The organism is Rhizobium sp. PDO1-076 (assembly GCF_000247475.1).
Lineage (GTDB): Bacteria > Pseudomonadota > Alphaproteobacteria > Rhizobiales > Rhizobiaceae > Allorhizobium.
Genome location: NZ_AHZC01000349.1, coordinates 1 through 664, shown reverse-complemented (window position 1 = coordinate 664; position 664 = coordinate 1). Strand labels below are relative to the sequence as shown.

Sequence of the window (664 nt, the reverse complement as noted above, 5' to 3'; positions counted from 1 at the left end):
GTTCCGCGCAATTCAGAGCTCGGGCTGCTGCGCTATCAGATGGAGTTGCAGCGACCGAGCCAGTCCATACGGGATATGATCAGCAAGATGCCGCAGAGCTTTTCCAAGCTCGCCCCCTGCATGCTGATGTCACCCTTGTCGATCGCTCAGTATCTGCCACCGAACCAGGCGTTGTTCGATGTTGTGATTTTCGATGAGGCGTCGCAAATTACGACCTGGGACGCTGTGGGCGCCATCGCGCGGGGCCGCCAGACGATCATCGTCGGCGATCCCAAGCAGTTGCCGCCGACGAACTTCTTCGGACGCAACGAGGAAGAGGAGGACGTCGCTGATCACGAGAAGGACTTGGAAAGCATTCTCGACGAGGCGAAGGCGGCCGGCATCCCAACGCGCGATCTGCGATGGCACTATCGGAGCCGAAGCGAGTCCCTAATCGCCTTCTCCAATCATCATTACTATCAGAACCGTCTCGTGACGTTTCCGTCGCCGGTCGTCGAAGACCGTGCCGTGCACCTGCGAAAGGTACCAGCGGGTGTCTATGATCGCGGCAGAAGCCGGACCAATCGACCAGAAGCGGATGCTGTCGCAAGAGAAGCCGTTTCCCGAATGAAGGCATGGCTGAAGCTGCCCGAAACCGATCGCCCGACGCTGGGAGTGATCACTT

At 59.0% G+C, this 664-nt stretch carries 1 protein-coding gene; it reads left to right on the top strand.

The window, feature by feature from the left end; genetic code table 11:
* Positions 1-664 (top strand): DEAD/DEAH box helicase (locus PDO_RS16995; protein ID WP_007604683.1); only part of this gene is annotated, 664 nt, incomplete at both ends.